The sequence below is a fragment of the Pseudokineococcus lusitanus genome (assembly GCF_003751265.1).
In the GTDB taxonomy this organism is placed as follows: domain Bacteria; phylum Actinomycetota; class Actinomycetes; order Actinomycetales; family Quadrisphaeraceae; genus Pseudokineococcus; species Pseudokineococcus lusitanus.
In genome coordinates this window covers 477,486-499,819 of sequence record NZ_RJKN01000002.1, presented here as the reverse complement: position 1 = coordinate 499,819, position 22,334 = coordinate 477,486, and the positions used below count along the sequence as shown (strand labels likewise).

Annotated in this window: 21 protein-coding genes; 10 read left to right on the top strand and 11 right to left on the bottom strand. The window is 77.0% G+C overall.

What is annotated here, in order from left to right; all coding sequences use genetic code 11:
* Nucleotides 1–8 precede the first annotated feature (8 nt).
* Nucleotides 9–854, bottom strand: a complete 846-nt coding sequence (locus EDC03_RS05520) for a LysR family transcriptional regulator (RefSeq protein WP_123379175.1) — start codon at nt 852–854, stop codon at nt 9–11.
* 104 nt (nt 855–958) lie between these two features.
* Here EDC03_RS05520 and EDC03_RS05515 point away from each other — a divergent pair, with 104 nt between their 5' ends.
* The 4 genes from EDC03_RS05515 to EDC03_RS05500 are packed head-to-tail and all read left to right on the top strand — an operon-like array spanning nt 959 to nt 4,463.
* Nucleotides 959–1,693 carry an SDR family oxidoreductase gene (locus tag EDC03_RS05515; protein WP_123379318.1) on the top strand — a complete coding sequence of 245 codons (735 nt, stop codon included), beginning with the start codon at nt 959–961 and terminating at the stop codon, nt 1,691–1,693.
* A gap of 33 nt (nt 1,694–1,726) precedes the next feature.
* Nucleotides 1,727–2,671 (top strand): class A beta-lactamase, encoded by a 945-nt coding sequence (gene bla, locus EDC03_RS05510; RefSeq protein ID WP_123379174.1) that lies wholly within the window; start codon nt 1,727–1,729, stop codon nt 2,669–2,671.
* A 46-nt stretch (nt 2,672–2,717) separates the two neighbouring features.
* Complete coding sequence (locus EDC03_RS05505) at nt 2,718–3,923, top strand: FAD-dependent oxidoreductase (protein ID WP_199719953.1); 1,206 nt, start codon at nt 2,718–2,720, stop codon at nt 3,921–3,923.
* A 36-nt stretch (nt 3,924–3,959) separates the two neighbouring features.
* Nucleotides 3,960–4,463 (top strand): nucleoside deaminase, encoded by a 504-nt coding sequence (locus tag EDC03_RS05500; protein ID WP_123379173.1) that lies wholly within the window; start codon nt 3,960–3,962, stop codon nt 4,461–4,463.
* An 84-nt stretch (nt 4,464–4,547) separates the two neighbouring features.
* Here the strand turns inward: EDC03_RS05500 and EDC03_RS17510 are convergent, their stop codons facing one another.
* Entirely contained in the window at nt 4,548–5,240 is a 693-nt protein-coding gene (locus EDC03_RS17510; RefSeq protein WP_158674209.1) for a hypothetical protein, read from the bottom strand.
* A 150-nt stretch (nt 5,241–5,390) separates the two neighbouring features.
* Between EDC03_RS17510 and EDC03_RS05490 the strand changes: the two genes are divergently transcribed.
* Nucleotides 5,391–6,395, top strand: a complete 1,005-nt coding sequence (locus tag EDC03_RS05490) for an aldo/keto reductase (RefSeq protein WP_123379316.1) — start codon at nt 5,391–5,393, stop codon at nt 6,393–6,395.
* Between the two features lie 6 nt (nt 6,396–6,401).
* Here EDC03_RS05490 and EDC03_RS05485 read toward each other — a convergent pair whose 3' ends face one another.
* The 5 genes from EDC03_RS05485 to EDC03_RS05465 form a co-directional block, all read right to left on the bottom strand.
* A complete protein-coding gene (locus EDC03_RS05485; protein ID WP_123379172.1) occupies nt 6,402–7,469 on the bottom strand; it encodes an ABC transporter ATP-binding protein in 1,068 nt (355 codons plus the stop codon).
* Complete coding sequence (locus tag EDC03_RS05480; RefSeq protein WP_241967039.1) at nt 7,466–8,944, bottom strand: ABC transporter permease; 1,479 nt, start codon at nt 8,942–8,944, stop codon at nt 7,466–7,468. The genes EDC03_RS05485 and EDC03_RS05480 overlap by 4 nt, the downstream gene beginning before the upstream one ends.
* Nucleotides 8,945–9,111: 167 nt before the next feature.
* The gene (locus tag EDC03_RS05475) at nt 9,112–10,236 is read right to left on the bottom strand and encodes an extracellular solute-binding protein (protein WP_123379171.1); all 1,125 of its coding nucleotides are present in this window, start codon (nt 10,234–10,236) and stop codon (nt 9,112–9,114) included.
* 88 nt (nt 10,237–10,324) lie between these two features.
* Nucleotides 10,325–10,828: a DinB family protein gene (locus EDC03_RS05470; RefSeq protein ID WP_123379170.1), complete on the bottom strand. Its 504-nt coding sequence runs from the start codon at nt 10,826–10,828 to the stop codon at nt 10,325–10,327.
* 82 nt (nt 10,829–10,910) lie between these two features.
* Nucleotides 10,911–12,035 carry an NAD(P)-binding domain-containing protein gene (locus EDC03_RS05465; RefSeq protein ID WP_123379169.1) on the bottom strand — a complete coding sequence of 375 codons (1,125 nt, stop codon included), beginning with the start codon at nt 12,033–12,035 and terminating at the stop codon, nt 10,911–10,913.
* Between the two features lie 71 nt (nt 12,036–12,106).
* On the opposite strand from EDC03_RS05465, the gene EDC03_RS05460 reads away from it, so the two are divergent.
* On the top strand, nt 12,107–12,457 hold the full coding sequence (locus EDC03_RS05460; protein ID WP_123379168.1) for a cupin domain-containing protein: 351 nt from the start codon (nt 12,107–12,109) through the stop codon (nt 12,455–12,457).
* 88 nt (nt 12,458–12,545) lie between these two features.
* On the opposite strand, the gene EDC03_RS05455 is transcribed toward EDC03_RS05460, so the two are convergent.
* Nucleotides 12,546–13,103: an isochorismatase family protein gene (locus EDC03_RS05455; RefSeq protein WP_123379167.1), complete on the bottom strand. Its 558-nt coding sequence runs from the start codon at nt 13,101–13,103 to the stop codon at nt 12,546–12,548.
* Between the two features lie 97 nt (nt 13,104–13,200).
* Nucleotides 13,201–14,436 (bottom strand): glutaminase, encoded by a 1,236-nt coding sequence (locus EDC03_RS05450; protein WP_123379166.1) that lies wholly within the window; start codon nt 14,434–14,436, stop codon nt 13,201–13,203.
* Nucleotides 14,437–14,540: 104 nt separating this feature from the next.
* Between EDC03_RS05450 and EDC03_RS05445 the strand changes: the two genes are divergently transcribed.
* The gene (locus EDC03_RS05445) at nt 14,541–15,158 is read left to right on the top strand and encodes a dihydrofolate reductase family protein (RefSeq protein ID WP_123379165.1); all 618 of its coding nucleotides are present in this window, start codon (nt 14,541–14,543) and stop codon (nt 15,156–15,158) included.
* Nucleotides 15,159–15,269: 111 nt separating this feature from the next.
* Nucleotides 15,270–16,184 carry a hypothetical protein gene (locus EDC03_RS05440; RefSeq protein ID WP_123379164.1) on the top strand — a complete coding sequence of 305 codons (915 nt, stop codon included), beginning with the start codon at nt 15,270–15,272 and terminating at the stop codon, nt 16,182–16,184.
* A 54-nt stretch (nt 16,185–16,238) separates the two neighbouring features.
* Here EDC03_RS05440 and EDC03_RS05435 read toward each other — a convergent pair whose 3' ends face one another.
* On the bottom strand, nt 16,239–17,774 hold the full coding sequence (locus EDC03_RS05435; protein WP_123379163.1) for an MDR family MFS transporter: 1,536 nt from the start codon (nt 17,772–17,774) through the stop codon (nt 16,239–16,241).
* Between the two features lie 150 nt (nt 17,775–17,924).
* Here EDC03_RS05435 and EDC03_RS17505 point away from each other — a divergent pair, with 150 nt between their 5' ends.
* On the top strand, nt 17,925–18,593 hold the full coding sequence (locus EDC03_RS17505) for a TetR family transcriptional regulator (protein WP_158674208.1): 669 nt from the start codon (nt 17,925–17,927) through the stop codon (nt 18,591–18,593).
* Nucleotides 18,594–18,690: 97 nt separating this feature from the next.
* On the opposite strand, the gene EDC03_RS05425 is transcribed toward EDC03_RS17505, so the two are convergent.
* Nucleotides 18,691–21,228, bottom strand: a complete 2,538-nt coding sequence (locus tag EDC03_RS05425) for a poly(ethylene terephthalate) hydrolase family protein (RefSeq protein WP_123379162.1) — start codon at nt 21,226–21,228, stop codon at nt 18,691–18,693.
* 214 nt (nt 21,229–21,442) lie between these two features.
* Between EDC03_RS05425 and EDC03_RS05420 the strand changes: the two genes are divergently transcribed.
* Nucleotides 21,443–22,240, top strand: a complete 798-nt coding sequence (locus EDC03_RS05420) for a carbonic anhydrase family protein (RefSeq protein ID WP_123379161.1) — start codon at nt 21,443–21,445, stop codon at nt 22,238–22,240.
* Nucleotides 22,241–22,334 lie beyond the last annotated feature (94 nt).

Sequence of the window (22,334 nt, the reverse complement as noted above, 5' to 3'; positions counted from 1 at the left end):
GCAGCCGGTCACAGCCGCAGCGCGGTGGTCACGAGCCGCGCCACGGGCAGCGACCGGCTGTGCGGCGGCCAGGCGACGACGGTCGTGACGCGCGGCGCGTCCGTCACCGGGATGGCCGCGACACCGCCGCGCAGCTGCCCGCGCACCTGGTCGGGCACGACGACGGTCGTCCGCCCGAGCGCGACGAGCTGCAGCAGCTGGGCGTGGTCGTGCACCTCGGGGCCCGGGCCGTCGGGGTAGGTCCCGTCGGCCCGGGGCCACCGCGGCGCGGGCAGCCCCGGCAGGTCCCCGACCTCCGCCGTCGTCACCGCCGCCCGCGTGCTCAGCGGGTGGCCGGCGGGCAGCAGCGCGACCTGGCCCTCCTCGTGCAGGACCTCGGTGTCGAGGCCCTCGACGTCGTCGATCGGCGGGTGGAGGAGGGCGACGTCCACCCGACCCGTCCGCAGGAGCCGTGCCTGCTGGGCGGGCCCGCAGAGGACGACCTCGACGGGGACCGCCCCCGGTTCGGCGGCGTAGGCGTCGAGCAGCTTGGCGAGGAGCTCGTCGGACGCGCCGGCCTTGACGGCGATCGCGATGCCGGGGGCACCGGCCGGCGTCGGCGCCGCCCGGCGGGTGCGCTGCTCGGCGGCCTCGAGGGCGTCGAGCGCGGCGCGCCCCTCGCGCAGCAGCACCGCCCCCGCGTCGGTGAGCCGCAGGGGGCGGCTGCGGTCGAGCAGGGTGACGCCCAGACGGCGCTCCAGCTGCGCGACCGCCCGGGACAGCGGGGGCTGCGCCATGCCCAGCCGCTCGGCGGCGCGCCCGACGTGGAGCTCCTCGGCGACGGCGACGAAGTAGCGCAGCTCCCGGGACTCCACGGCGACGACGCTACGCCTCCCGACCGGCGTCGATACCCCTGCGGTATCGAGGACGACCGCGGTGGTCTTGGACCGTGACCGGCCCAGGGACGCAGGCTCGGGGCATGAGCGAGCAGCAGAAGGTGGCCCTCGTCACGGGCGCCAACAAGGGGATCGGGTACGAGGTCGCGGCGGGCCTCGGCGCCCTCGGGCACGCCGTCGGCGTCGGGGCGCGGGACGACGCGCGGCGGGAGGCGGCGGTGACGCGGCTGCGGGCAAGCGGCGTCGAGGCGTTCGGCGTCCCGCTCGACGTGACCGACGACGCGAGCGTGAGGGCGGCCGCGGCCCTCCTCGAGGACCGGTACGGCCGGCTCGACGCCCTCGTCAACAACGCGGGCATCACCGGCGGGCCGGAGCAGCGGCCGAGCACCGTGGACCTCGACGTCGTCCGCGCCGTCGTGGAGACCAACGTGCTGGGCGTGATCCGGGTGACGAACGCCGTGCTGCCGCTGCTGCGGCGCTCCGCGTCCCCGCGCGTCGTCCTGGTGTCCAGCGGCGTCGGCTCGCTGGCCCGGCAGGCGGCGGGCGGCGGGGAGCTCGTCACCGGCCCGGTCGCCGTCGCCTACGCGCCCAGCAAGACCTTCCTCAACGCGGTGATGCTCCAGTACGTCCACGAGCTCGAGGGCACCGGCGTCCTCGTCAACGCGGCGTGCCCGGGCTTCGTGGCCACCGACCTCAACAGCCACCGTGGGACCCGCAGCCCTCAGGAGGGGGCGGCGACGCCGGTCCGGCTCGCGACGCTGCCGGACGGCGGCCCGACCGGCGGCTTCTTCGAGGACGCAGGGGTGGTGCCGTGGTGAGGCGTGGGCCCGGCCCCTCGTAGCGTCCGGGCGGTGACCCGCTCCCTCCCGCTCGTCGTCGTCGCAGCGCTCCTGCTCGCCGGGTGCGGGGCGGAGCCGACAACCACGGGTCCGGCCGACCCGCCGGCCACGCCGCCGTCGTCGTCGACCGCCTCGCCGGGTGCCGAGGTGCCGCCGTCGCCGCCCGCCGCCGACCCGCAGGTGGCGGAGCGCCTCGCCGCGCTGGAGGAGGACTTCGACGCCCGTCTCGGGGTCATGGCGCTCGACACCGGGTCGGGCGCGGTGGTCGAGCACCGGGCGGACGAGCGCTTCGCCGCGGCCTCGACGCTCAAGGCCTTCTCCGCGGCCGCCGTCCTCGACGGCGACGCCGACCTCGACCGCGTCGTCACGTGGGGGACGGGCGACCTGGTCACCTCCTCACCCGTCACCGAGCAGCACGTCGACGACGGTCTCCCGCTCCGGGAGGTCGCCCGCGCCGCCGCGCAGGACAGCGACAACACCGCCGCCAACCTCCTCTACGACGAGCTGGGCGGGCCCGCGGCGCTGCAGGACTGGCTCCGCGACCTCGGCGACACGACCACCCGCGCCGACCGTCCCGAGCCCGGCCTCAACGACGTCGGTCCGGGCGACGAGCGGGACACGAGCACCCCGCGGGCGCTCGCGGGCACCCTCGAGCGGGTGCTGCTCGGCGACGCGCTCGCGGTGGACGACCGCGAGCTGCTCGACACCTGGCTGCGCGGGACGACGACGACGTCGGCGCTCGTCCGCGCCGGCGTGCCCGACGGGTGGGTGGTCGCCGACAAGTCCGGCGCTGCCGCGTACGGCACCCGGGACGTCGTCGCCGTCGTCCGCCCGCCGGACCGGGCGCCGCTGGTCCTCGCGCTGATGTCCGACCGCCGTGACGCGGGCGAGGACGCGGCGTACGACGACGCCCTGCTCGCCGCCGCGACCGAGGTCGTCGTCGACGCGCTGGGCTGAGCCCCCACGGGTGGCGCCCCCTCTCGCGCGCGGCGATGGTCGGCAGGTGCCCCTCCCCGCCACCGCCGTCCTGCCCGAGCCCGCCGAGGTCGTCGTCGTGGGTGGTGGCAACGCCGGCATCTCGCTGGCGGCGAGGCTGCTGAGGGACGGGTGGCGCGACGTCGTCCTCGTCGAGCCCTCGCCCGTCCACCGGTACCGCCCGCTGATGAACTACGTCGGCGCCGGCGAGGTGAGGATGCGCTCGCTGGAGAAGCCGATGGGGAAGGTCGTCCCCGACGGCGTCCGCTGGGTGAAGGACGCCGTCGCGGCGGTCGACACCGCGACCCGCACGGTCACGACGGGGCGCGGCCGGCGCCTCCGGTACACGACGCTCGTGGTCTGCCCCGGCACGCAGGAGGACTGGGACGACACCCCGGGCCTGCAGTCCGCGTACTCGGCGGGCTGGGCCACCTCGACGTACGTGCCCTCCGCCGCGCCGCTCGTCTGGCCGGCGCTAAGCGGGATCCGCTCGGGCACCGTCCTCTTCACCGTGCCGCCGGAGCCGGCGCCGTGCGCGGCCACCGCCCTCAAGCCGCTGCTCATGGCCTGCGACGCCTGGCGCCGCGCGGGCGTCCTCGACGACCTCGAGGTCGTCCTCGCCCTGCCCGGCGAGCACGTCACCGAGGTGCCGAAGGCGGACGCCCGCCTCGAGAAGATGTTCGAGCGGTACGGGGTCCGCGTCCTGCGGCACACCCGGGTGGCGCGCGTCGACCCCGTCCTGCGCTCCGTCGAGCTGACGACGCCGACCGGCACCGTGCGGCTCGACGACCTCGCGCACGCCCACGTCGTGCCGCACTACCGCGGGCCGCGCTGGGTCACCGACGCCGGCCTCGGGGCGCCCGCGGGGCAGGTCGACGTGGACCCGGAGACGCTGCGCTCGCGCGCCTCCGACGCCGTCTGGTCGATCGGCGACGTGGCCGCCCTGGAGACCAGCTCGTCGGGCGGCGGGCTGCGGAAGCAGGTCGACGTCCTGGCCAAGAACCTCACGGCCGCGGCGAAGGGCAAGAGGCTGCACCGGTACGACGGCTTCACCGTCATGCCGGTGACGACGAGCCACCGGCGCCTGGTGCTCGTCGAGCGCGACCGCACGGGCCCGCGGCCCCGCCACGTCCCCGTCGTCGGGCGCTTCAAGCCCCGCCGCCTCACCTGGCTCCTCGACCGCTACGGGCTGCCGGTCGTCTACTGGCACCGCCTGCTCAAGGGCAAGGTCTGACGGGCGGGGCCCTCGCGGCGGCGTGAGGATCCGGCCATGACGACCTCGCCCGACGCCGGCTCCGACGCCACCCACCTCGCCCGCTCCGTCGCGCTCGCGCTCGACAACGTCGAGGACGGCGGGAAGCCCTTCGCGTGCGTCGTCGTCGAGCGGTCGACGGGCGAGGTGCTGCAGGAGAGCACCAACCAGGTCGTCCAGAGCGGCGACGTGACGGCGCACGCGGAGATCACCGCCCTGCGGGCGCTGGCCGCGGCGGGCCGCCGCGAGCTCACGGGCTGCGACGTCTTCGTCACCGCCTCGCCCTGCCCCATGTGCCTCGGCGCCCTCTACTACGCGGCACCGGAGCGGGTCGTCTTCGCGGCGACGCGCGAGCAGGAGGGCGAGCACTACGAGGACGGCGGCCGGTACTTCTCCCTCGCCACCTTCTACGACGAGTACGCCCGGCCGGAGGCGGAGCGGGCGCTGCCGATGAGCCAGGGCGAGGTCGACGACCCGCAGGCGCCTTTCCGGCGGTACCGCGAGACGCACGCCGACGACTGAGTCCGCCCGCGCGGGCCACGGCGAGCGAGGTGGCTGCACGAGGACGCGGTAGAGCGCGTCGTCGTGCAGCCACCTCGGCCGGTGTCAACAGCCGAGCGTGAAGGGGCCCACCATCGTGGCGGTCCACGACATCGTCGGCGAGGTGTGGCGCGGGACGCCGAGGACGGAGTAGTCGACGTCCACCACCTGGTCGGTGCCGACGTGACCGTCGGTCATGACGGACGGGCCGTCGTCGCAGGCCGTGTCGAAGCGGCCGACGACCCGGACGCGCCACGAGGTGCCCGGCGGGACGGTGAGGCCCTCGCCGAGAGGACGCCATGCGTCGTCGGGACCCAGCTCGTCGACCGGGACGGCGACCTGGACGTCGTCCACGACGTCCAGCGGCCCGTCGACGCCGAAGACGGTCTGCACGCCCGTCACGCGGACGGGGACGGGTGAGTCGTTCTCGAGCGACACGGTGAGGTCCAGCCACTGCCCGTCGACGGGGCGGACGAGGTACTCGCTCCCGTAGACGTTGGCCGCCTCCTCCACCGCGCCGTCGACGTAGCCCGAGTAGTCGCCGGGGCCCGCGGGCGCGACGGGGGCGACGCGGACGGCCCACGAGCCCCCCTCCACCAGCCGGCTCGGCCCCACGACCCCCGTCACGAGCCCTGCCGTCACCGCCGCCGCGGCGAGCCCGGCGACGACGAGCCCCGCCACGAGGCGTCGGCGCCGGCGCGGACGGGCCGGGAGGTCCGCGGCGGCGGCGGCCGGCGCGGGCGCCTGCAGGTCGGTCATCGGTCGTCCTCCTCCGGGCCGGGCGCACGCCCGCTGCGCGATGGTCCCCGCACGAGGCCTCGTCCGTCAGCCCCCCGCCCCGGACCGACCCGATCGGGCGACGACCTTCTCGCCGCGCTGGTCCGACCGGGGCGGCGCAGGCTGGTGGGCATGGCTGACACCCTCCCCACCCGCACGCTCGGCAGCGCCGCGAACGGCACCGAGCTCACCGTCTCCGCCCTCGGGCTGGGCTGCATGGGCATGAGCGCCTTCTACGGCGCGCTCGACGAGACCGAGTCGACGGCGACGCTCCACGCCGCGCTCGACGCCGGCGTGACCTTCCTCGACACCGCCGACATGTACGGGCCCTTCACCAACGAGGAGCTCGTCGGCCGGGCGATCGCCTCCCGGCGGGACGAGGTGGTCCTCGCCACCAAGTTCGGCAACGAGCTCCTGCCCGACGGCGGGCGCCGCGTCAACGGCCGCCCGGAGTACGTGCGCTCGGCCTGCGACGCGAGCCTGCGACGGCTCGGCGTCGACGTCATCGACCTCTACTACCAGCACCGCGTCGACACCTCCGTGCCCGTCGAGGACACCTGGGGCGCCATGGCCGAGCTGGTGCAGGCCGGCAAGGTCCGCCACCTCGGCATCAGCGAGGCGGCGCCGGAGACGATCCGTCGGGCGCACGCCACCCACCCCGTCACGGCCCTCCAGACGGAGTGGTCGCTGTGGACGCGCGACGTCGAGGAGGACGGCGTGCTCGCGACGACGCGGGAGCTCGGCATCGGCTTCGTGCCCTACTCGCCGCTCGGGCGCGGCTTCCTCTCCGGCGCGATCCGCAGCACGGACGACCTGGCGGAGGACGACTTCCGCCGGGCGAACCCGCGCTTCCAGGGCGAGAACATGACGCGCAACCTCGAGCTCGTCGACGAGGTCCGCGCGCTCGCGGAGGCGAAGGGAGCCACGGCCGGTCAGGTCGCGCTCACGTGGCTCCTGGCGAAGGGGCCCGACGTCGTGCCCATCCCCGGCACCAAGCGCCGCACCTACCTCGCGGAGAACGTCGGCGCCGTCGACGTCGTCCTGACGCGCGAGGAGCTCGACCGGCTCGAGGCCGTGCTGCCCGTCGGCGCCACCGCGGGCGAGCGCTACCCGGACATGAGCACCGTCCGGCGCTGAGGCGCCTCAGCGCCCGCTGCCTGCCGCGGGGTCCGGCCAGACGAGGACGGCCCCCCGTACCTCCACCCGGACGCGACTGCCCGGCGCAGCGGCGGCCCCGGGCGGCACGACGGCGTCGAGCGGCGGGCCGGAGGCCGGCCGGGCGGTGACGAGCGCGTCGGCGCCCCGGAAGCGCTGCCCGACCACGGTGGCGGGCACGCCGCGGGCGGCGGCGTCGTCCGCCGCGTGGACGACGACCTGGTCGGCACGGACGAGCACCGTCGCCGGTCCGTCGACGACGGCGCCGCGCGCCTCGAGCACGCCCGCCGACGTCCGGGCGCGCCCCCGGTCGAGCACCGCGGGCAGCAGCGCCCCGGCCCCGAGGAAGCGGGCGACGACCGGCGACGCCGGCTGCCCGTGCACCTGCTCCGGCGTTCCGCTCTGCGCCACGGCGCCGTCGACCATGACGGCGAGGTGGTCCGCCCAGCCGAGTGCTTCCTCCCGGTCGTGCGTGACGAGCACGGCGGTGGCCCCGTCGGCCCGCAGGGCCGCGCGGACGACGCCGCGCACCTCCTCGCGCAGGCCCGCGTCGAGCGCGGAGAAGGGCTCGTCGAGGAGGACGAGCGCGGGGCGGGGGGCGAGGGCACGTGCGACCGCCACGCGCTGCTGCTGCCCCCCGGACAGCTCGTGGGGCGCGGCGTCCGCGGCGCCGGGCAGGCCGACGAGCTCGAGGACGTGGGCGACGCGCTCGCGGGCGGCACGGCCACCCCGGCCGCGGCCGAGCCCGAAGCCGACGTTGCGGCCGACCGAGAGGTGCGGGAACAGCGCCCCCTCCTGCGGGACGTAGCCCACCGCGCGGCGCTCGGGAGCGGTGCGGCGGCCGGGTGCCGTGACGACCGCGCCCGCGACCGCGACCGTGCCGGCGTCGAGCGGCTCGAAGCCCGCCACGACCCGCAGCAGCGTCGTCTTGCCGCACCCGGACGCGCCGAGCACGGCGGCGACCTCGCCGCGGGCGACGGCGAGGTCGAGCCCGCGCAGCACCTCCCGCCCGCCGAGCCGGCGCCGGGCGGCCGTGACGACGAGGGCGTCCCTCACGCCGCACCCCCGGACGGGCCGGGTGCGGTGCCCGCAGGGGGCCCGGCGCGCCGTCGCCCGTGCTGGCCGAGCAGCAGCGCGGGCAGCGCGGAGACGAGGACGACCGCCGCGGCGTAGGGGGCGGCGGCCGCGTAGGACCGGGTCGCCGTCTCGTCCCACAGCGCGAGCGCCAGGGTGGTCGTGCCCGTGGGATGGAGCATGAGCGTGGCCGTCAGCTCCTTCATGCCGGAGAGCAGGACGAGGGCGGCGCCGGCGGCGACACCGGGCGCGGCCAACGGCACGGTGACCTCGCGCAGCACCTGTTCGGGACGTCGGCCGAGCGAGCGGGCCACGTCCTCCAGGACCGGCGCCGACTGCGCGACGGACGCCCGCACCGCTCCCACGGCCATGGGCAGGAAGAGGACGGCGTAGGCCACGACGACGACAGGCGCCGTGAGGTAGACCGCCGGGAGGTAGCGGACGGTGAGGAAGACGAGGGAGAGCGCGACGACGACGGAGGGCACCCCGTGGCCGGTGAACACCGCGGCCTCGAGGAGGCGGGCGAGCCGGCCGCCGCGCCGGGCCAGCAGCACCCCCACGGGCAGGGCGGCGAGCGTCGTGAGGACGGCGCCGCCGACCGCGAGGCCGACCGACCCGCCGAGCGCGGCGAGCAGCCGCTCGCCGTCGAGGCCGCCCGAGCGACCCACCACGAGCCACCCGACGATGCTGGCCAGCGGCAGGCCGAGGCCGGCGGCGGCGACGAGGCCCAGCGCGGCCGCGGCAGGAGCGCCGGCTCGTCCGAGCCGGGCCGGGCGGGCGGTCCGCGCGCTGCCGGGCCCCAGGCGCGCGTAGCGGGTGCCGGCGCGCGAGCGCGACTCGCCGGTGACGACGAGGACGGTGAGCGCCACGAGCAGGAGGGAGAGGACGACCGCCGGCGTGCGGTCGAAGCTGGACCCGAGCCCTGTGGCGATGCTCCGGGTCAGCGTCTCCTGCCGCATGATCGCGACGGCACCGAAGTCGGAGAGCACGTAGACGGCGACGAGCAGCCCGCCGGACGCGGCGGCAGGACGCACCTGCGGCAGCACGACGCGCAGCGCCACCGCCCCGGGACCGAGGCCCAGCGAGCGGGCCGCCTCCTCGGGCGCCGGGTCGAGCCCCCGCAGCGAGGCCGCCACCGGCAGGACGACGTACGGGCTGCAGGACAGGGTGAGGACGAGCGCGGCGCCGCCGAAGCCCGCCGTCCCGGGCAGGGCGGAGACCCACGTGTAGGCCATGACGTAGGACGGCACGGCCAGCGGGAGGACGGCGAGGACGGCCCAGGCGCGGCGCCCGCGCAGGTCGGTGCGCTCGAGCAGCCAGGCCGTCCCCACCCCGACGACGAGGCACGCCGCGGTGACGACGGCGGCCAGCGCCACCGTGACGAGCAGCAGCTCCAGCGTCCGGGGCCGGGCGAGGACGGCGCCCAGCACCGCGGGGTCCGCCCGGCTCGCGAGCACGAGCAGGTACGTCAGCGGCAGGAGGGTCAGGGCGGCCGCGACGAGCGACGGGACGAGCAGGAGCGCCGGCGGGCGGCCTGCCCCCGCGCGCCGACGCCCGGCGCGCCGCGGGAGGTCCCCGCGGCGCGCCGGGCGGTGGTCGGCCGGGGCGGGCCGGAGGTCGGTCGTCAGGACAGGCCCGAGGCGTCGACGAGGGCCTGGGTCTCCCGGAGGGAGGCCAGGTCGTCGAGGTCGAGGGCCGGGGCGCGGACGTCGGCGAGCTGCGGGGCGTCCGCGGGCTCGGGCGCGCCGTCGACCATCGGGTACTCGTTGGTCTCCTGCGCGAAGTAGGCCTGCGCCTCGTCCGACAGGAGGTGGTCGACGAGGGCGAGGGCGTCGTCGGCCCGGTCGGTGCTCGTGTGCACCGCCGCGCCGCTGACGTTGACGAGGCTCAGCGGCCCGCCGTCCTCGGCGTAGGCGTTGACGACCGGCACCTGGTCGGCGCCGCGCTCCGCCTGCAGCTCGTAGAGGTAGTAGTGGTTGAGCAGGCCCATGTCCACGCGCCCGTCGGCCACGGCCTCCACGAGGTCGCCGTTGCCCTCGAAGGTCTGCGCGCCGCCCTCGGCGAGGCCCGTCAGCAGGTCCTCCGCGGCCTCGTCGCCCTCGAGGACGCGGACGGCCGTGACGAAGGCGAGGAACGAGGCGTTCGTCGGCGCCACGCCGAGCCGGCTCGCCACCGCGGGGTCGACCAGCTCCTCGAGCGTCGTCGGCACCTCGTCCGGCGTGACGAGGTCCGTGTTGTAGGAGACGACACGCGCGCGCCCGGTGAGCGGGGCCCAGTCCCCGCCGTCGGCGCGGAACTCCTCGGCGACGCGCTCGGTCGTCGCGGCGGGGAGGGGGGCGAGGCAGCCGGCCTGGTGCAGCGCGCCGAAGGCCCCGGCGTCCTGGGTGATGACGACGTCGGCGGGCGAGGCGTCGCCCTCCTCGAGCAGCTGCGCGGTGATGCCGGGGGTGCCGCCGTAGCGGACGGAGACCTCGATGCCGGTGGACGCCGTGAACTGCTCGAGGGCCGGCCCGACGAGGTCCTCGTTGCGGCCCGAGTAGACGACGAGGGCCTCGTCGTCGACCTCCTGGGCCGCGACCTCCTCGTCGGTCTCCCCGTAGGTCGGCTCGCCGGCCGTGCACGCCGTCGCGGTCGTCGCGCCGGGCTCCGCGGCGCCGTCCACGCCCGCGCCCTCCTCGCCGCACGCCACCAGGGCCAGCGCCGTCGTCGTCCCGGCCACCACCGCCGCAGCGGTCCGCCTCCACGTCATGGGTCTCCCTCTCCTCGCGCCCAGGCTGGGCGACGAGAGGTGAGGGTAGCCTGACCTAACCTAAGTGCCTCCGGCAACGAGGGGATCGTCAGGCCCGCCCCGCCGGCGCCGACGGGTCGTCGCCCTGGGCCAGCACCTGCTCCCGGAGGACGTCGGCGTGCCCGCTGTGGTGGGCGAGCTCCCGAAGGACCTGCGTGTAGAGGGCCCAGACAGCACGCGTCCCGCGCCCGTCGACCTCGTCCTCGAGGGCCAGGTCGGCGACGTTGCGCCGCGACGCCGCGCAGCGCTCGCGGTACGCCGCGGAGATCGACGCCACCGTGTCCGTCCGGGCGAGCACGAAGGAGCGGTCCGGCGTCGACGCCACCCCGATGTCCTTGAGCGCCCGCCCGGTGACGGCCTGCTCGAACCAGACCGCCTCGACGTACGTGACGTGCTTGACGAGGCCGAGCAACGTCGTCCGCGACGGCACGAGGGAGCGACGGGCCTGCTCCTCGGTCAGCCCGTCGAGCTGTCCCAGCAGGCTCTCGCGGTACTCGTCGAGCAGCTCGTCCCAGCGGCCCCGCAGGTCGTCGGTCCACGTGGTGCTCGCCATGCGCTGCTCCTCGGTCGCGTCGGCGCCGCGGCCGCGGCGGTCGGGGGCAGCGTGACGGTCGGCGCGTCCCGGGGGAAGGCCGTCACACCGCTGCGGCGGCCCGGGCCCGCAGCTGCGCGACGACGTCGGCCACCGCGTCGCGGCCGGCGCGGTTGGCGCCGACGGTCGACTGCGACGGCCCGAAGCCGACGAGGTGGACCCGCGGCTCGGCGACGACGCGGGTGCCGCGCACGACGACGCCGCCCTCGGGGCTGCGGAGGTCCAGCCGGGCGAGGTGGTCCAGCGCCGGGCGGAAGCCGGTGGCCCAGAGGACGACGTCGACGGTCGTCGTCGTCCCGTCGGCCTCCCGGACGCCGTGCGGCAAGAGCTCGGTGAACATCGGGCGCCGGACGAGCACGCCGCGGTCGCGCGCGGCCCGGGCGGCGGGGGACCAGCCGAGACCGGTGTAGGACACGACGCTCCGCGGTGCGTGCCCGGCCTCGGCGTCGGCCGTCACGCGGGCGATGACCTCGCGGCCGGTCGTCTCCGGCTCGAAGGCGCCCTCGTGGAAGACGGGCTCGCGGCGGGTGTACCAGGCCGTCCACGCGACGCGCGAGACCTCCTCCAGGAGCTGGACCGCCGAGATGCCGCCGCCGACGACGGCGACGCGGTGACCGCGGAGCTCCTCCGCGGCGACGTACTCACCGGTGTGGAGCTGGCGGCCGCGGAAGGTGTCGGCGCCGGGGTAGGCGGGCCGGTGCGGGTTGGTCCACGTGCCGGTGGCGTTGACGAGGAAGGACGTGCGCCAGGTGCCGGCGTCCGTGGTGACGACGAGGTCGCCGGCCGGGTCCTCGTCGGCCCGCTCGACGCGCTCCACCCGCACCGGCCGGTGCACCGGCAGGTCGAGGTCGCGCTCGTAGGCGGCGAAGTAGCGGGGGACGGCGGTGCGGCTCGGCTCGTCGGGGTCGACCGGCGGCAGGGGTGCGCCGGGGAGGTCGAAGATCCCGTTGACCGTCGACATCCGCAGGGACTCCCAGCGGTGCTGCCACGCCCCGCCGGGGGCGGCGTCGGCGTCAAGGACGGCGTAGGTGCGCCCCGGCGCGGGGCCGGTCGCCGGCTCGAAGCCCCTGCGCCGCAGGTGGTACGCCGTCGAGAGCCCGGCCTGGCCGGCGCCGACGACGAGGACCGCGGCCCGGCGCCCGGGCGCGGCGACGTCGTCGGGGGGCACGGGCCCGAGGGTAGGTCGGGAGCGCCCGCCGCCGACGGGCCGGACGGCGCCCCCGCGCCTAGCGTCGGCGCATGAGCGACTCCACGGTCACCAAGGTCGACAGCGCGCACTCGCCCCGCGGCGCCCTCGGGCAGGTCTACCTCGCGAGCGGCACGACGACGAGCATGCGGATGTGGCGCGAGCAGCCCGCCGGCGACCCCGAGCCGGAGGTGGCCCGCGAGTACGAGACGGTCGGGTACGTCATCGCCGGTCGCGCCGAGCTCCGCAGCGAGGGGCAGACCCTCGTCCTCGAGCCGGGCGACTCCTGGGTGGTGCCGAAGGGCGCCGTCCACACCTACGTCATCACCGAGCCGTTCACCGCCGTCGAGGCGACGAGCCCGCCCGCGCAGGTGCACGACCGGGACCAGCCCGCCGGCTCCTGACGCCGACCTCCCCCGACGTGTGACCTCCTCGGGCGCGGCGACGTCGTGGTCGCCCGAGGAGGTCACACGTCGGGGGAGGTGGAGGTGGTCAGGCGCCGGGGAAGACGACCGCGTCCGCCGCGACGACGGCCGCCGTCCGCCCCGGCGCCTGCTGGTGCGCCCAGTAGAGGTTGGTGTGGGCGATGACGTCGGCCGGACCGGGCGCCCCGTAGGCCGAGAGGTCCTCCGTCGTGTGGGCGTCGCCGACGAGCGTGACGTCGTAGCCGCGGGTGAAGGCGCCGTGCGCCGTCGAGCGGATGCACTGGTCGGTCTGCGCGCCGGCGAGCACGAGGTGGCCGACCCCGCGGGCGGCGAGCACCTCCTCGAGGTCCGTCGCCTCGAAGGAGTCGCCGTACCGCTTCTCCACGAGCGGCTCTCCGTCGGCGCGCGCTAGCTCGGGGACGAGCTGCCAGGCGTCGCTGCCGCGCTCCATGCCGGGGTCGGCGTGCTGCACCCAGACGACGGGGGTGCCCGCCTCGCGGGCGCGGTCGACGAGGCCGGCGACGCGGCCCACGACGGCGTCGCGGTCGAGGGCCTGCGCGACGACGTCGACCTGGACGTCGACGACGAGCAGGGCGGTGCCGGGGCGGTCGGTCAGGGTGGTCATGGCGTCTCCTCGCTCGCGGCGCTGCGTGCGGGACGAGGCTAGGGCGGCGACGGCCGCCGCGGCAGGGTCCGGCCGCGGTCCGGTCGGCCGGCGGAGGTCAGGCCGTGCGTCGTGCGACGACCTGCCCGTCCCCCGGGTCGGGGTCCGGCAGGACGCCGTCGTCGTCGACGAGCGCGACGTCGCGGCCGTCGAGGCGCAGCCGTCGCAGCCCCTCGAGCACCATGCGCCGGCCCACGTCCGTCAGCCGGTCGACGTGCGACAGGTCGAGGACCACGGGCGAGCGCCCCTCCTCCTGCGCGAGCTCGTGGAGGAGGTGCTCCGCGCCGGTGAAGTCGACGACGCCCTGCAGCGCGTAGCGGACCTCGCCGTCGTCGTCGCGCCGCTCGCGCAGCACCGTCTCGCCGAGGCGCTCGGCCTCCATGAGGTGCATGCCCATGTCCGCGGAGAGGCGCCGGAAGGCGAGGACGCCGCGGACGCTGTTGCCCTGCCCGTCGAGCCGTGGGGAGAACGAGCAGATGCCGGCCTGCCCGGGCAGGGCCCCCAGCAGCCCGCCGGACACGCCGCTCTTGGCGGGGATGCCGACGTGGGTGATCCAGCTGCCCGCGGCGTCGTACATGCCCGCCGCGAGCATCACCGACAGGGTGCGGCGGGCGACGGCCGCCGGCAGGACGCGCTCGCCGGTGACGGGCTGGACGCCGCCGCTCGCGAGGGTCGCGCCCATGACCGCGACGTCGCGAGCCGTCACGAGGACCGAGCACTGCCGCGTGTAGCCGTCGACGACGTCGTGCGCCCCGGCGGTGACCAGCCCGTAGGTGCGGAGCATGTGCGCCAGGGCGAGGTTGCGGTCGGCGGTGGCCATCTCGCCGGCGTGCACCTCGTCGTCGACGACGAGGCGGCGCCCGGCGAGGGCGGAGAAGACGTCGAGGACTCGACCGACGCGACCACCGGGGGCCGACGCGTCGAGCAGCCCGTGCACCGCGATCGCCCCCGCGTTGATCATCGGGTTCCGCGGGCGATGCGTCCCGCGCTCGAGCGACAGCTCGTCGAAGGCCTCGCCGGACGGCTCGACCCCGACCACCGCGTCGACCGCCTCCGTGCCACGGTCCAGCAGCGCCGCGGCGTAGGCGAAGGGCTTGGAGATCGACTGGACCGAGAACTCGAGGTCGTCGTCGCCGACCGAGTAGGAGCGGCCGCCGACGGTCGTCACCGCGAGGGCGAGCCGGTCGGGGTCCGCCGCGGCGAGAGCCGGGATGTAGTCGGCGACGCCGCCGTCACGGACGTCGACGAGGCCGTCGGTGACCTCGAGCAGGTAGTCGCGGACCGGGGTGCGCACGTCCGGGACGCTAGCGGCGGCGCGTCGCCGATGAGCCCCGCGGGGCCGCGCGGTCTGATCCTCCGAGCGCCCGCGACGCGGGCACCGCGACAAGGAGACCCGACGTGGCGACGATCGTCTCGACCCTCTTCTCGGCCCTCGACGGCGTGGTGGAGGTCGACCCCACCTGGCACTTCCCGTACTTCGACGAGGCGATGGGCGCCGCCGTCGGCGAGGACTACGAGGACGTCGACGTCCTGCTCCTCGGACGGGTGACCTACGACAGCTTCGCCGGCGCCTGGCCGGGCCGGGAGGAGGCGGGCGGCGAGGACGCCGGCTTCGCCCGACAGCTCGGCGACGTCCGCAAGCTCGTCGCCACCCGTGGCGACGCCGACCTCGGCTGGCGGAACGTCGAGCGCGTCGACGGGGACCTCGTCGCCGCGGTCCGGGCGCTGAAGGAGGACGACGCCGTCGGCAAGGTCCTCGTCGCCGGCTCGGTCTCCGTGGTCCGGCAGCTGCTGGCGGCCGGCGTCCTCGACGAGCTGCGCCTGCTCGTCCACCCCGTCGCCGCGGGCTCCGGCGAGCGGCTCTTCGAGGAGGGCCGGCTGCAGCCCCTGCGCCTGCTCTCCTCGCGCGCCCTGCCGACCGGCGTCGTGCGGCTCGTCTACGCGCCGGCGGAGCTGCCGGGCGCGAAGGGGTACGACGACGTGACGGGGGACCTGCCGGAGGCGGGCGGCGCCTGACGGCGACGGAGGTGGCAGCCCCTCGTCGTGCAAGTACGCGACGAGGGGCTGCCACCTCCGTCGTCCACAGGCCTGCAGCGGACGGGCGGTCGCAACGGGCAGGCTCCGGCGGTGCCCCGGACGACGCCGCTGCCGCCGCAGGTGCGCGAGACGGCCGACCGTCAGGCCGGGTGCCTCGCCCGTCCCCAGCTGACGGCGATGGGTGTGACCGCGGACCGGGTGGCGCGCGAGGTGCACCAGCACCGGTGGCAGCTCGTGGGGCCGCTGGTCGTGGCGACGACGACAGGGCCGCTCGCGCGCCGCGCGCGGCTGTGGGCGGGCGTGCTGACGTCGGGGCACCGGTCGGCCCTGGGTGGGCTGACGGCGCTCGAGGTGCACGGGCTCCGCGGCTGGGAGCGGGCGACGGTCGACGTCCACGTGCCGCGAGGGCGTGACGTCGCCGGTCCGGAGTGGGTGCGCGCCACGTCCAGCCGCCGGCCGGTCCGGCTCGTGGCCCGCGGTGGCCTTCCCTGCCTGGGCGTCGAGGACGCGGCGCTCGCGGCGGCCTCCTCGACCCGGGCGGTGACGACCGCGGACGGGCTCCTCGCCGCCGTCGTCCAGCAGCGCCTCACGACGCCGGGGCGGCTGCGCGACGTCGTGCGGGCCGCGGGCCCGGTGCGCCATCGAGGCGAGCTCTTGGCGCTCCTCGACGACGTGGAGGGCGGGGCGCAGGCGCTGTCCGAGGTCCGGCTGGTGCGGCTGTGCCGGGCCGCCGGGCTGCCGGCGCCGTCGCAGCAGGTGGTCCGCCTCGACGCGCAGGGCCGTCGTCGCTACCTCGACGCGGAGTGGGACCTGCCGGACGGCCGGCGCGTGCTGCTGGAGGTGGACGGCGTCGGGCACCTCGAGGAGGAGCGCTGGTACGACGACCTGCTGCGGGCGGCCGAGGTGGCCCGTCCCGGCGAGGTGGTGCTGCGGCTGCCGGCTCGCGCGCTGCGCGTGGAGCCCGCGCGGGTGGCCGCGGTGCTGCGGCGGCACCTCTCGACCTGAACCAGTGGCAGCCCCTCGTCGTGCACGTACGGGACGAGGGGCTGCCACTGCGCCTCAGTGGGCGACGACCTCCGGCGAGGGCACCTGCGCCGGGCGCCGGACGAGGAGCGAGACCGCCACGGCGACGAGCGACAGGACCGCGCCCACGAGGAAGGCGGCGCGGACGCCGGCGCCGGTCGCCGCGACCGTGCTCGCGCCCTCGGCGGCGCGGGCGGCCGCGGTCGAGGTCATGAGGGTGATGAACAGCGCGGTGCCGGCGCCGCCGGCGAGCTGCTGGACGGTGCCCACCACGGCGCTGCCGTGGGAGTAGAGCCGCGGCGGCAGGGAGCCGAGCGCGGACGTCAGCAGCGGGGTGAAGACGAACGCGAGGCCGACGCTCAGCAGGACGTGGGCGGCGACGACGTGCCACACCGCGGTGCCCGGGCCGAGCGTCGTCATGATCCACAGCGCGGCGCTGACGACGACGGCGCCCGGCGTGACGAGCGGCCGCGGGCCGACCTTGTCGAACAGCCCGCCGACCACCGGCGACAGCACGGCCATGACGGCGCCGCCGGGCAGCAGCAGCAGGCCCGTCGACAGCGTGTCGAGGCCGAGCACCTGCTGGAGGTACAGCGGCAGCACGATGAGCGAGCCGAAGAGCGCCATCATGCTGATGACGACGAGCCCCACCGCCACCGCGAAGGCGCGGGTGGCGAAGACGCGCAGGTCGAGCAGCGCGGCGTCGCGGCGGGCGAGGCGCAGCTGGCGGGCGACGAAGGCCACGAGCGCGACGGCGCCGACGACGACCGGCAGCCACAGCGGCACGGGGTGCTCGCCGCCACCGCCCTCGCCGAGGCTCGAGAGGCCGTAGAGGAGGCCGCCGAAGGCGAGCGCGGAGAGGGCGACCGAGACGACGTCGATCCGGCCCGGCCGCGGCGTCGTGACGTTGCGGATGCGGGCGGCCCCCAGCGCCAGCGACACCAGCGCGATGGGCAGCACCAGCCAGAACATCCAGCGCCAGTCCAGCGCGGACAGCACGACGCCGGAGATGGTCGGGCCGATGGCCGGCGCGACGGCGATGACGATGGAGATCCGCCCCATCATCCGGCCGCGCGAGGACGCCGGGACGAGCGTGAGGACCGTCGTCATGAGCAGCGGCATCATGATCGCGGTGCCGCTGGCCTGGACGACGCGGCCGAGCAGCAGCGTGCCGAAGCCCGGCGCGAGCGCCGCGATCAACGTGCCCGCGCTGAAGAGCGACATGGCCGTGAGGAAGACCGGCCGGACGTGGAAGCGCTGCAGCAGGAAGCCGGTCACGGGGATGACGACGGCCATCGTCAGCATGAAGCCGGTGGTGAGCCACTGCGCCGTCGTGGCGGTGATCTGCAGGTCCTCCATGAGGCGCGGCAGGGCGACGCTCATGATCGTCTCGTTGAGGATGACGACGAAGGCCGAGACCAGCAGCAGCCCGATGACGAGCCCGCTGCCCGGCGCCATCCGCTCGGCCGTCCCGACGACGCCCGTCCCGGCGCTCGCGTCGCCGCCGCCGGCGCGTGCCGGCTGGGCGGGCACCGCCCTCGTGCCCGCGTCGGGGCCTGTGCTCGTGCTCATGGGGAGGTCCTCACCGTCCGTGTCGTCCGTGCGTGCGGGCGGCCCGGACGACGGTGTCCGTGGCAACGCGACGCATCATGGCACGGACTGCCACGTCGGCACACCCTGTTAACCTGGCGGTCACCGACGGCTACCGACCTGGGAGGGCCCGTGCCCGACACCGCCGTGGCGACCGCCGCTGCCGAGCAGGCCCTCGAGGGCGCCGGGCGCCCGGACCTCCGCGAGCGCCGTCGTCGGGAGACGCAGGCGGAGATCAGCGCCGTCGCGCTGGACCTCGTCGAGGCGCGCGGCTACGCGGCGACGACCGTCGAGGACATCGCCCGCGCCGCCGGGGTCTCCCCGCGGACCTTCTTCCGGTACTTCCCCTCGAAGGAGGCGGCCGTCCTCGCGCCCGACGACGGCGTCGAGGCGTCGCTCGTCGAGCACCTCGAGCGGGCCGACGCGGGCGTGCCGCTGCTCGAGCGGGTCGAGGCGGCCTTCGCGGCGCTCGTCGAGCGGCTGGCGCAGCAGCCGGCGGACGACGTCGTCCCCCGCGTCCTGCGCGTGCGCCGTCTGGTGCTGGCCGACCCCGCGCTCACGGCGGCGGCGCTCGGGCTGCAGGCGCAGCAGGCCGACCGGGTGGCCGCCCTCGTGGCCGCGGCGGCGGGGACGCCGGTGGACGACCTCCGCACCCGGCTCGTCACCGAGCTCGCCGGCACGGCCGTGCGCCTGTCCTGCGACGAGTGGGCGCGGCGCGCCGAGGCGGGCGAGCGGCCGGACCTCGTGGCGATCCACGCCGCGACGCGGGCGGCGCTGCGGGACGTGGTCGCCGGCCGCTGAGGCCGGCGCCGCCCGCGCCCGGGACACCGACGGCGCGGGCGGACCGGGGTCCGCCCGCGCCGTCGCGGTCACGCCCCTCGGGGCGTCGGGTCTGGCGTCACGCGCAGGGGTCGCCCTGCGGCCCCACCGGCGGCACGCCCGGCACGGGCCGCCCGCCGACGACGACGCCGTCGTCCTCGACGACCGTCAGCAGCGCGTGCGCGGTGCCGGTCACCGCGCCGGCCGGCACGGCCGCCACCACGGGGTAGGACGCCGTCGTCTGCGTGCCGGGGCGGGTGTCGCCGGCGAGCGGGACCGCGAAGGTCTCGCACGTCGAGCCCGCCGGGATCGTCACCGTCCCGGCGGTGGCCGCGCCGCCGCCGAAGGGGTCGGTCGTCGTCTCGAGCCGCACCCGCACGCCGACGGCGCTCGGCGCGGACAGGCGGACGGGGACGAGCGCGGTGCCCGGCCCGTCGCCCTCGTCGACGACGACGTCGTCCAGCGAGACCTGCGGCAGGCGGGTCGGGCCGCTGCCCGAGCCCGGGCCGCGGCTGACGGCCGCGAGGTCGGACAGGTACACCGACCCCGTCGTCGAGGCGGCGGTGAGGCGGACCTGCCGGACGTCGGCGAGGTCCACCCCGGCGAAGCGCCCCAGCGGCACCTCGGCCGTCCGCATCAGCGTCTTCGGCAGCAGCTCGGGCTCGCTGCCGGCGGGCAGCGGGACGAGCGCGTCGCTGACCTCGGACAGGCGCACCGACGAGCCGCGGCCACGGCCGTCCACGAGCGTGACGAGCAGGTCGCCCGTCCGCGCGACGCCGACCGTCGGCGAGGTGCGGAACGTCAGGGCCTCGTAGCCCGAGAGGTCGCGCGTGGCGAGGCCGACCCGCAGCTGCGCGGCGGGGCCGCCCGCCGGGCGCACCCAGCTCATGGCCGTGACCGGCGTCGCGGCCGCCGACGGGGCGAAGACCGCAGGCGTCCAGTGCGGCATCCGGGCGGCGGCGTCGGCCGGCCCGCACGGCGGCAGGGTGCCGGGCACGGGGAGGTCCGAGACGCTCGCGCAGGCCCGGACGCGGGCGCCGCTGACGGCCTGGAGGCGGTCGGTGCGGCCGCCGTCGAGCGGGTGCAGCAGCGCCCGGCGCGAGCCCGGCGCCTGCGCCTGCGTGTGGACGACGGCGCGGCCGGCGGACGCCGCCCGGGCGCCCTGCCCGTCGAGGAGCGGCAGGTACTCCGTGCGGCCGCCGAGCGTGGCCTGGAAGAAGCCGCTCATGTACGCGGTGCCGACGGCGAGCTGCTCGCGCGGCGTCAGCCGGCTCTCGCTCCGGGTGCCGCACTGGCTGTCGCGGACGTCCCACCAGTCGTCGCCCGCCCCGCTGTGGGGGACCGTCGTCGTCCGGGCGTTCCACTCGGTGTTGAAGTAGTTGTGGTTGGCGCCCATGACGAGCAGCGACGAGCGCAGGACGTCGTCCCGCACCGTGTAGCGCGAGTCGTCGAAGAAGTGCTGGCCCTGGAGGTCGGCGACGTCGCCGTCGCAGTAGGGCAGGACCACGGCCATGTCGACCTCGGGCAGCACGGGCCGCGAGAAGTCGACGGGCGCCAGCGGCAGCACCGCCCGCACGCCGTACGGCGAGGGCCGGGCGGCGTTCATGAGCGCCGCCTCGACGACGCCCTCGCCGCCCCGCGAGTGCCCCATGAGGCCGACGCGGGTGAGGTCGAGGCGGCCCCGGAGCGCCGCCGTCGTCGCGTCGCCGAGCCCGGGCTCGCCGCGGTCGGCGGCCGCGAGGGCGTCGAGGTGGTGCAGGACGAGGTCGCCGCGCGCGGTGGCGCCGTAGTCCAGCGTGCTCTCGTTGTCGTAGGCGTTGACGGCGTTGGCGCTGACGGAGACGACGGCGTACCCGTGGCTCGCGAGGTTCTGCGCGAGCGGGCCGTAGCCGAGGTAGGAGGGGACGTCCTCGGTGCCCTCCGCGCACGGGTAGGTGGGCATCGACCAGTCGTCCTCGTCCGGCTCCTCCACCGGGTCGGTGCACCACTGGTGGCGGCCGTGGAGGAGCACGACGACGGGCAGCCGGCCGGTCGCGGCCGGGCCGGGGAGGTAGACGGCGGCGCGGCCCTCGGAGCGCAGCGACGCGTCGAGGCCCTCGAGCGCCCAGACGTCGTCGCCGAGGTCGTAGTCGGCGCGCACGACGCCGAACCGGCCGCGCGCGCCCGGGTCCGCCGCCAGGACCGGCCCCTGCCGGGTGCTCGTCGCGGACGGCGCCGCGAGGGCGCCGAGGCGGGCCTCGGCGGCCCCGGCGTCGGTGGACCAGCCGAGGTCGACGGCGTCGGCGCCCGCGACCTCGGGGTCGGTGGTGAGGAGGGTCAGCGAGCGGCCGCCGTCGGTCTCGACCGCGGTGCCGAGCGTCTGCCCGTCGACGACGAGGACCGGCGCCGCCGAGCGCACCGGCAGCGGCTCGTCGAGCTCGAGCGTCACGCGGTAGCCGCCCGCGACCCGGTCGACGGCGAAGTCCTCGCCGGCCGCCACCTCGGTCGCCGCGACGGGCGCCGGCGCGGCGCTCGCGGGCACGACGCCGGCGGCGACGGCCAGGACGACGGCCGGGCCGAGGGCCGTGCGGGACAACCGCTTCCGGGAGCGGTGGCGGCGCGGGGGCGAGGACGGCACGGGGACCTCCGGGGCTCGGCGTGGCAGCGCCTGCGGCGGCGCCGCGGGGAGCATGGCGCGCCGCGGCGTCGCCTGTCCCGGAGTTGACCGGACCTTGACCCGGCGTGGCGGCGAGGCTGCGGCGGGCGGCTGCTGACAGGAGGACGGAGGGGACGTAGCGTTCGTTGCCTACGGCCACCACCGTCGGTGGCCCGTGCCCGGAGGCCGTGCCCCGATGTCCGTCAGCCCCCTGTCCCGCCGCTCCGTCCTCGCCGCCCCGCTGCTCGTCGCGGCGGCCGGTGCCGCCGCCCCGGCCGCCGTCGCGGCGCCCGGCCGTCCCGGTGCCCCCGTGCCCGAGGTGCTCGGCCAGAGCCCCGTCGACGTCCGGCGCTCCGCCGTCCGCCGCGGACGGGCGCTCCCGCCGCTGCAGGTGCACTACCGCCGCGACGTCCCCGTGAGCCTCGCCTACGTCACCCGCGACGCCGGCAGCCCCGACGGGTGCTCGACGCGCGACGTCGAGGAGACCGAGCAGGCCGGGGTCCGGCCCGGGGACGGCTGGGTCGTCGTCGGCGGACGGCGGTACGACCTGCTGCAGACGCACTTCCACACGCCGTCGGAGCACACCGTCGACGGCCGGCACGCGCCGATGGAGCAGCACCTGGTGCACTCCGACGCCGACGGCAACCTGCTCGTGCTCGCCGTCCTCCTCGTCGAGGGACCGGCGGGGGAGGCCGACCGGCTGCTGTCCGTCCTGCCCGACGAGTGCGTCGACCCCGTGACGGTCGAGCACGTCGACCTGCGCGCGATGCTGCCCGAGCAGCTCGGCGCCGTCCGGTACAGCGGCTCGCTGACGACCGACCCCTACACCGAGGGGGTGCGGTGGTTCGTCCTCGAGCCGCGGACCGTCTCGGCGGAGGGCGTCGCCCGCTTCCGCACCGTCTTCCCCGACGGCGACGCCCGCGAGGTGCAGCCGCTCGGCCGCCGCGAGCTCGTGGCGGACCCCTCGGCGTCGCGGTGGCTGCGCCGGCTCTGACCCGGGGCGGGCGCCCCGGGTGAAGTGGGCGTCGACTCGGCTCCCCGGGTCCCCCGGAGGTGAAGTGGGCGTCGTCTTCACGCCTTGGGGCGCC

Excerpts from the sequence above, each read along its gene's own strand:
- EDC03_RS05475 (WP_123379171.1), bottom strand. The coding sequence starts at position 10,236 with ATGACGTGGAGGCGGACCGCTGCGGCGGTGGTGGCCGGGACGACGACG.
- EDC03_RS05500 (WP_123379173.1), top strand. The coding sequence starts at position 3,960 with ATGACGACCTCGCCCGACGCCGGCTCCGACGCCACCCACCTCGCCCGC.
- EDC03_RS05490 (WP_123379316.1), top strand. The coding sequence starts at position 5,391 with ATGGCTGACACCCTCCCCACCCGCACGCTCGGCAGCGCCGCGAACGGC.
- EDC03_RS05470 (WP_123379170.1), bottom strand. The coding sequence starts at position 10,828 with ATGGCGAGCACCACGTGGACCGACGACCTGCGGGGCCGCTGGGACGAG.
- EDC03_RS05515 (WP_123379318.1), top strand. The coding sequence starts at position 959 with ATGAGCGAGCAGCAGAAGGTGGCCCTCGTCACGGGCGCCAACAAGGGG.
- EDC03_RS05455 (WP_123379167.1), bottom strand. The coding sequence starts at position 13,103 with ATGACCACCCTGACCGACCGCCCCGGCACCGCCCTGCTCGTCGTCGAC.
- EDC03_RS05420 (WP_123379161.1), top strand. The coding sequence starts at position 21,443 with ATGTCCGTCAGCCCCCTGTCCCGCCGCTCCGTCCTCGCCGCCCCGCTG.
- EDC03_RS17510 (WP_158674209.1), bottom strand. The coding sequence starts at position 5,240 with ATGACCGACCTGCAGGCGCCCGCGCCGGCCGCCGCCGCCGCGGACCTC.
- EDC03_RS05435 (WP_123379163.1), bottom strand. The coding sequence starts at position 17,774 with ATGAGCACGAGCACAGGCCCCGACGCGGGCACGAGGGCGGTGCCCGCC.
- EDC03_RS05460 (WP_123379168.1), top strand. The coding sequence starts at position 12,107 with ATGAGCGACTCCACGGTCACCAAGGTCGACAGCGCGCACTCGCCCCGC.